This is a genomic window from Microcystis sp. LE19-10.1B, assembly GCF_027530565.1.
Taxonomy (GTDB): Bacteria; Cyanobacteriota; Cyanobacteriia; order Cyanobacteriales; family Microcystaceae; genus Microcystis; species Microcystis aeruginosa.
The window spans coordinates 1-8,534 of sequence record NZ_JAPZQM010000131.1 but is presented as its reverse complement, the minus strand read 5'-3'; the positions used below and the strand labels follow the sequence as shown (position 1 = coordinate 8,534).

Annotated in this window: 4 protein-coding genes and 1 pseudogene; 2 read left to right on the top strand and 3 right to left on the bottom strand. The window is 42.6% G+C overall.

Annotated elements, in window-relative coordinates; genetic code table 11:
* Window positions 1-438: 438 nt before the first annotated feature.
* Both O9332_RS04790 and O9332_RS04785 read right to left on the bottom strand, forming a co-directional pair.
* Window positions 439-1,830, bottom strand: coding sequence for an IctB family putative bicarbonate transporter (locus O9332_RS04790; protein ID WP_288023965.1), 1,392 nt, complete (start codon window positions 1,828-1,830; stop codon window positions 439-441).
* A 144-nt stretch (window positions 1,831-1,974) separates the two neighbouring features.
* A complete protein-coding gene (locus O9332_RS04785) occupies window positions 1,975-3,618 on the bottom strand; it encodes an alpha-keto acid decarboxylase family protein (protein WP_002761119.1) in 1,644 nt (547 codons plus the stop codon).
* Between the two features lie 373 nt (window positions 3,619-3,991).
* Between O9332_RS04785 and dndD the strand changes: the two genes are divergently transcribed.
* Window positions 3,992-5,977, top strand: coding sequence for a DNA sulfur modification protein DndD (dndD, locus tag O9332_RS04780; RefSeq protein ID WP_288023961.1), 1,986 nt, complete (start codon window positions 3,992-3,994; stop codon window positions 5,975-5,977).
* 100 nt (window positions 5,978-6,077) lie between these two features.
* A pseudogene (locus tag O9332_RS04775) lies at window positions 6,078-6,192 on the top strand (zinc ribbon domain-containing protein); the annotation flags it as partial.
* 122 nt (window positions 6,193-6,314) lie between these two features.
* On the opposite strand, the gene O9332_RS04770 reads toward O9332_RS04775, so the two are convergent.
* Complete coding sequence (locus O9332_RS04770) at window positions 6,315-7,880, bottom strand: B12-binding domain-containing radical SAM protein (protein WP_288023959.1); 1,566 nt, start codon at window positions 7,878-7,880, stop codon at window positions 6,315-6,317.
* Between the last annotated feature and the right edge of the window lie 654 nt (window positions 7,881-8,534).

The following is an 8,534-nucleotide window of genomic DNA, read 5'->3' as shown; positions in this document are numbered from 1 at the left end:
GCCAAGCTTTTCTGGTCGGAACCCCCTAAGCCGAGTTTTCAAGGTGCTGCGCCGTCCACTTGGTTTTCGAGACTGGCCTTTTAATTCTAACGTAAAGCCAACCTAGAACGGCGGGGTTTCAGACCCAAAATTTCCGATGACAATCGCAACGGCCCACTTAAGAGAACGATCCATTATTTTCCTCCCTCGTCTCTATAACGGCCACAGGGATTTACTCTCGTTATTGCAGTTGGGAAATCGCGCCAAGCGCGGAACAAACTGGGAAACGATCTAACTCAATTATCTCTTGCTTTGGCCACCGAGAGATGGTAGGATAGGGGGTTTGTGATTTTTCTTAATAATCCCCCTCGCCTACGCCTACACGAGCTTCAAATCCCCTTCAGAGCAGTCCTATCCGTAATTTGAAATAACTCCTCAATGCTCCCCCATTTCGCCCCCCTAGAGGAGAGAATTGCCGCGCTCAAAACCTCTAGCTGGGGAATAACAACGACTAGCAATTAAACCCAAAACTAACCACCAGAGGGTACTAACTTGGGGACGATACCAAACTGTATCAAAGAAACCGTGGGCAAGAATTCCAGCCATAGCGGCAATTGCCCCGATTAACCAAAAGCCTTGACTGTCCATTTTATCGCGCAAAAGTTTAATTTGATGGATGCCTTGGCCGATAGTTGTGACTAATAACCAGAGGAAACAGGTAAAACCAATAATTCCCGTTTCTACCATGATTTCTAATACCACAGAATAGGCACTTAAAGCCGTGTATTTTGGCTTCATGAATAGGGGGTAAATTTTCTTAAAAGCATCATTACCCGGTCCGATGCCCAAAAGTGGATAGGTTTGAATCATGCGAATAACTGCATCCCAAACATTAATCCGAAAGTTATTACTACTATCTTCCCGGCCCGCAAAAATACTCATCACCCGAATTCGCAGCGGTTCCACCAATAAAATCGCCCCTAAAACCACCACGGCTAAACCCCCTAAAACTAAGGGTAAAAGCCATGTTTGCCAAAATAACGGTAGATAACTTTTGAACCAATAAAATAATAGCAATAAGAAGACAATTCCTAAGACCATCAAACCAATCCAACCGCCACGACTCTCGGTAAAAAATAAACAAGCGGCATTGGCTAAAGTTAGTAAAGCCGCTAAAATTTTCGGTAGCCATCCCTGCCACACAAATAATGCCGCACCGCTAAAAGCAATACCAGGGAATAAATAACTGGCTAACAAATTAGGATTACCGAGATAACTATAAACCCTAGTATCCCCTGCTAATTCTGAAGTGGGATCGTTCCAAGTTGCTAACTGTTCCGCACCAAAAATTTGCTGACGAATGCCGTAAACGCTGACTGCTAAGGCGGTTAAAACTAAAGTAGTCAGAATCCAATTTGTTAGGCGTGGCGAGCGCATAATTCGGGCAGTGAAGGCAAAAAAGATGAGATTGAGAGTTAATTTAATTAATCCTTCCAAAGCTGCAGTTTTAACGGGAGAAAAAGCCGTAGAAACCGTGGCAATTCCCCAGTATAAAAGCACTAAAATGTGAATCGGTGTCACCCCGATTTTGCCTTCATCCACAAGGGTTAAGAGTAGCCAATAACCCGCTATTGCTAACAATAAAAACCCGATTTGACTGGTGGATAAAAACGGCGCAGTGGCGATAAGAAGAGAGATTAACAGCGCACCCATCATTTCTGTCCACTGCACAAACTGGCTACCCTGTCGCCATTGACTAAAAAGGCCGACGAAACGATGCAGATAGCTATATTTTGACCAAGAAGCGGGCGAAAAGTTCAATAGGGTGATTTGTTTCCAAAAAGCATTCATAGGGTTTTTAGTTGCGGTTGTCACCAGCAAACTTTGATTAAGATACCGATTGTATCTTAATTGTTGACTCTTGGGAGCCAAAAGAGTTTCAGTCTGGTGTCTTAGGGCAGCTTCACACAGTCAAAACCTAATAGTATAACCAGTCTAGGCATGGGGTGAACGTAAAGCTTGACCTAAACGAGTTAAGCCTTGGGAACAGTCAAAACGATCGAGATGTACTTCAATAAATGATAGGCGATCGATGTTACCCTGGGCAATCGATAAAGCCTTTTCTAATTCCCCTTCTGTCCTGACTTGACAACTCCAACTTTCCCCGTTAAATACTGCTGGTAATTGGTGATATTTCCACGGTTGTAGATCATTATAAATATTATCCTGAATTACCCGCTCGATCGTGTAACCGTCGTTATTAATTAAAAAGATAATTGGATTGAGATGGTGACGGATAATTGTCGAAAGTTCTTGGGCGGTCATTTGAAAAGCACCATCCCCCACAAAGACGATAGGACGAGTATTTGGTGCGGCAAAAGCTACTCCTAAACAGGCGGGAATTGAATAACCAATAGAGAGATAAAATGCTTGACCGATAAAGTCGGTTTTTTGGGGCATTAATAAATCAATTGTGGCAATAATTGCGTCCCCTGTATCAGAAATAACAAAAGATTCTTGAGCGATAAAATGATTCATTCGCTCATAAAAACGAGCATTAGTTAATTTTTGCTCTGCCACGGCGATGAATTCTAAATTCTTCAATTCGGCCGCAGGTTTAATCTCTAGTGTAGCCGCTTCTTTGTGACTTAGCTTATTAATTAAACCCTCGATAAAATCCCCTAGGAATACTGGTTGATAGAAGTGATGTTTAATCTTGATCTTCTCGGAATTGGCATTAATCAAATTATTGGGATTTAAATTAGCCGTAAATCCGCCTAAATTCATATCGGACATGATCGCCCCTAAACAGAGGACACAATCGGCATTTTCCACCCGTTGACTAACGTATTCGCGACTTAATGCCCCCACATAAGTGCCGATAAATTGCGGCTGCATTTCCGAAATTGACGACTTACCTAAAATAGTGGTGGCTAAGGGATAACCCGTTACCTCTAAAAGTTTCAGCAACTTATCCTGGAGTTTAAACCGATGGAATTCTACCCCTGCTAAAATAATTGGTTTTTCCGCTTTTTCTAATAAAAAAGCCGCTTCTTCAATGGCTTCTTCTAAAGCGGCAGCATCCGTGAGATTATCGGTTAAATAAATTGGCTTTTCTGAGGGGATACAGGGACGATAGACTAGATCCCGGGGAATTTCGATATACACGGGACGTTTGTGATGCAAACAAGCTGTTAAAGTTTGATCGATTTGACTGGCTGCTTGGGCAGAATTAGTGAGAATAACCGAGGCAACCGTGACTTTTTCCATGATGGACAATTGCAGATTATAATCGCCCGTGGTGTGGTGTAATAATAAATTATCCCGGCGAATCGAGCGATCGGAAGCCCCACTAATTACCACCAGGGGAACGCGTTCAGCGTAAGCACCGACCACAGCATTAACTAGGCTAAATCCCCCGACTCCGTAGGTGACACAAACAGCACCCATACCTTTGACTCGCGCATAGGCATCGGCGGCATAACCCGCGTTAAGCTCATTACAGGTGCAAACTAATTCGATCGGACTTTCCACCAAAACATCCATCAAATCGAGGACATAATCCCCCGGCACCCCGAAAACATGATTAACCCCTAAATTATGGAGACGCTGGCATAAATATTCGCCGATCGTGATCATAGCAATTTTCTCCCCTGTGTTGGCACTTTCACGCCGATCATAACGATTTTTTCAAAAAATAGGCTCATGCCCAGTAATGAACTAGAAAGTAAAAATCAGCAGACTTTAATTAAGTAGCTGTTTGCAATTAAATAGAAGATAGGTTTTGCACTCGATCCCCCCTGCCCCCCTTAATAAGGGGGGTGCCGACAGGCGGGGGGATCTTAGAGTTTTTTCCGCAGACCCTAATTATATCTAGCGCTGGTGATCAATGCTATAGTATAAAATCTGGGGTTTTTCTCTTGGGTGTAAAAAAATATCTGCGGCACTTTTTCAGGTATAATTTTTACAGGAGATTCCCTAAAACTTTCGACTTAAATAAGGCTGACTGTTAATGATTTTTACTGAATTAGTTTTGCAAAATTTCGGTCCCTACGCCGGTCGTCAAGTGATTAATTTACGTCCCGAAAAAGACAACAATCCCTGTCCGATTATCCTTTTGGGAGGCATGAATGGCGGCGGTAAAACTACTTTAATGGATGCGATTCGTTTGGCTTTGTACGGTGCGCGGGCAAAGTGTTCTACTCGCAATAATTTAAGTTATGCCGAGTTTCTCAGTCAAGCAGTTAATAATCAAGCTTCCCTCATCGATCAAGCGAGAATTGAATTGGCTTTTGAACATCTAGTTAATGAACAATGGCGACAATATCGTATCGTTAGATACTGGACAAAACAGCCCAAAGATGGTAAGGATACCCTCGGTATTTTAGATGAGGATTGGCCCGATCCTGCCTTAGCTAATACTTGGGATGAATATATTGAAACTTTATTACCTTTGGGTATTTCTAACCTCTTTTTATTTGATGGGGAACAGGTAAAAGAATTGGCAGAACAGGATGTACCTCCTGACAGCGTTAAGGATTCGATGCAGACTTTATTAGGGTTAGAATTAGCGGAAAGATTAGCAGTTGATCTCGATATTTTAGCTAGTCGCAAGCGCCGGTTATTAGCAGCAGAAAATGAACTGGCAACTATTGAAGCTATTGAGAAAAAATTAGCCCAGTACCAAGAAGATTTAGAATTGGCTCGGCAAGAGATGGAAACTCAACAAAAAAATTTAGATTTAGTTAGAAATGATTTTGATGCAGTCTCGGATAAATTTCGCATTGATGGCGGCAAAATTGCCGCCGAAAGAAGTCAATTAGAGAGCAGAAAAAAGGATTTAGATAAAAAGTTAGATAAACAGAGAGAATATTTAGGTCAATTGGCGGGGGAATTTTTACCATTAAAGTTAATTTTTCCTCTCCTAGAAGCGGCTAAAATTCAGGGAGAAAAAGAGCTAAAATTTCAATCGTCTCAAGTCGCTCAATCGGTTTTAGAATCCAGAGATAAAAAGTTACTTGCTTATTTAGAACAACTGAATTTAACTTTAGAGCAATTAGACAATATTAGAGAATTTTTACAGCAAGAAAATAAGTTTTTAGCTGAGGATAACGATTCTTTGGTTACTTCTTACTTAGATTTAGACGAGGAGGCGATCGAGTTATTAAATCGAGTCTTAACCCATCAACTACCGGCACAAATTAACCTCGCTCATCAAGCAATAGAACAATTAAGAAATCTGGAAGCTGACTTAGATAATTTAGAGCGAGAATTAGCAGTAGCAGCCTCTCCCGAAGAATACGAAACCCTGAGTAATAACTTAAAAACCGCTCAGAAAAACTATCTAAATGCTCAAGCAGAATACGAGCAAAGCCACAAAAATTACGAGGAAATTAAAAAGAAAATTGAGAAAAATAAAAAAGAATTATTTGCCTATAGTGAGAAAGCTTTAGAATCGCAAAATAACGAACATATCGTTAATGCTATTGTCAAAGCACAGCAAACTTTAAAAGTATTTAAGGAACGCTTAACTTTAAAAAAATTAAATAGATTAGAGGGAGAAGTGGCGGAATGTTTTCGTTATTTATTGCATAAGTCCGATCTGGTGCAGAAAATAGCGATCGATGCTGATACTTTTGGTCTATCTCTCTTTGGCCCCGATGGACAAAATGTGCCTAAACACCGTCTTTCTGCCGGAGAAAAACAACTATTAGCGATCGCTTTTTTGTGGGGATTAGCGCGAGTCTCCGGACGAGATTTACCCATCGCTATCGATACACCCCTCGGACGTTTAGATTCTTCCCATCGCCATAATTTAGTTGAACGTTATTTTCCCGCCGCTTCCTCTCAAGTCATCCTCCTCTCTACCGATACAGAAATTGGACAAAATGAGCTACTCTTATTAGAAGAACAGGAAGTAATCGCCAGAAAATACCTGCTAGAATATAATTCCCAACAACGTCAAACCACTATTCACCCCGACCGCTACTTTTGGTAAGATTATGACTGAGATAAATTCCCACGAAATCCTCGCCCAATTAACTTGAGACATCGGGTATTACTTCCAATTTTATCACTCAATCCAAGCCTTTGGGGGGGGAGAGTCGGGTCTCTGGGTTCTTAATGGAGACATTGAGAATCTAAGCCGTCTCGTCGAAGCAAGGAATTTCTAACAGCAATGTGGAAAGAATCCCCCGTCACAGCCTAGCTTGACGGTGGGAGTATGTCAACTGACTTGACAGTAAAACAACCCCACTCGCTTTTTGTTGCTCTACTTTGGGGTAGGATTCAAGAGCGCTGTTTAGGGATAAATGACTGTTCGTCGGCGCTATTGTCTAGTTTTTGAGCGTTTTTTCCAGCTGGGCTACCCTTGCTTTCTGTTGCTTCAAATCGGCTAGTTGTTTTAGTAATTGTTCTCTTACTTCATAGCGATAGGCAAAAAAATGCTCACCTATCCCTAGGGTCGCTAGATACTCTTCTAGCAGACGGGGTTTGACCCAGGCAATCACCGCCAGTTGCCACCAGAAACGGAACCGCGTCGGTCGGACAATCCCCTGCCGCCAGAGCAAGGAACGGAACAATTGCCACTGTTGCCCATCTAATTTACGGTTCGATTTGCCGCGCCATCCCCCCATCATCATGAAATGGTTGAAGGTTCGTTTCAGGTAGTTAACAGGATCGTAGATTTCCCAGAAAGCGTCGATGTATTCTTCGGTAATCTCTTCCACCGGGCGAGTTGGCTCAAAGTTCATCATGGCTCCCTGATGGAAAGTGCCCATGCCATCCACCAGACGACCTTCCCGTTGCAGGCGATTCCACAGGGCGGTATTTTGCAGTGCCTGGAGCAGGCTAAACTGCCCCTGGGGAATACTCGCCTCCATAATAAAATCTTTGATCCGCTGCCCTGCGCCAGGTTTCTCATTGTCAAAACCGATAATGAAGCCAGACATAATCTGCAGCCCCATGCGGGTAATTTTGTGACAGGATTCGATCAGGGATTGGCGGGTGTTTTGAACCTTGTTAATGCCCATTAAGCTATCGGTATCTGGTGTCTCAATCCCCATAAACACCAGCATAAAGCCGGCCTTGACCATTAACTCGATCAGTTCACTGTCTTCGGCCAGATTAAGGGAAGCTTCCGTAATCAGTTTAAAGGGATACTGGTGTTGTTCCATCCAGGGGATCAACTCCCGCAGAAACACCTTGGCATTCCGCTTATTGCCAATGAAGTTGTCATCGACAACAAAAATGTAGCGCCTCCAGCCCAGTTGATATAACGTCTCCAACTCAGCCAACATTTGTTCTGGGGTTTTGGTGCGCGGTTTGCGGCCATAGAGGTTGATGATGTCACAAAATTCGCATTGAAAGGGGCAACCGCGAGAAAACTGCACGGTAATCGCCAGATAGGCATCCAGATCTAGTAGATCATAGCGGGCGATCGGTGTCATGGTGACATCGGGTTTCTCGCTGGCTCTAAAGACACCACTCGGTTCACCCCGCTCTAGGGCTGCCAGGAACAGAGGGATTGTCAGTTCTCCTTCATCCAGAATCAGGTAATCTGCTCCAGCTTTTTGGGCAACTTCTGGATAGGAGGTGGGGTAAGGCCCGCCCACCGCCACTTTTTTACCCAACTGCAACCCTTTGGCAATCAATTCTTGAAAGTCCTTTTTCTGAATGATCATGGCGGAGATGATGACCAAATCGCACCACTCCCAATCGGAAGCCGTTTCTAATCGGACATTGCGATCAACAAACCGGATTTCCCAATCCGATGGTAACAGGGCTGCCACCGTAATTAAACCCAGGGGCGGATTGGTTGATCTTAAACGGGCTAGATCTAAAGTCTCTTGATAGGACCAAAAGGAGTTGGGCATCAGCGGCCACAGTAATAGGGCTTTCATTCAGGTGTCTCCAATGAAGAAGCTATATGCTTTACATACTAGCCACAAAGCCCAAGTCGATCAAGACTTTTTTAACATCTTTTTTTACTAATAAATTAGTTCTAAATAAATTGTGAAAAAAATAGCTATTTTTTGGAGATTAGCACAATTAAATGAACTATGCTTGCTAAAAACTCGTGTTTTCCCATTTTTATCAACGCGCTCTGGGGGCTGTGTGCCTCTTTTGGGTATTTTTGGGTAGGTTCCCTAAAAAATGCTGATTCTGAAAAACCCTCTTAAAATTCGCAAGCACCGAATAGTAAGGGTTTCGTTTCAGTCCCTAGGAAGTCTGTTTTATCGGAAAAACACCAGTTACTAGACATCTGGACAATGACTATTTCTGGTCAGGTAAACATAAGCGTAATTACACTATTTTATCCCGACCCATCATGACTCAACTACCATAAAATATAGTTTATGTCTCTTTAATTTTGGAAGATGAATAAATTAAATAACTGGTAATTATAGTCCTATTTAGGGTTTGCTGAATAAATATAAAAACCTTGTTGGATAATACTTTTAGACTTTTTTGACCTCAAAAAGTGCCGACCATTGGAGTGATTGAGGGGAAAATTCAGGTACTTTTTCCCTGAAAATTAGGTAGTTGACCACCTG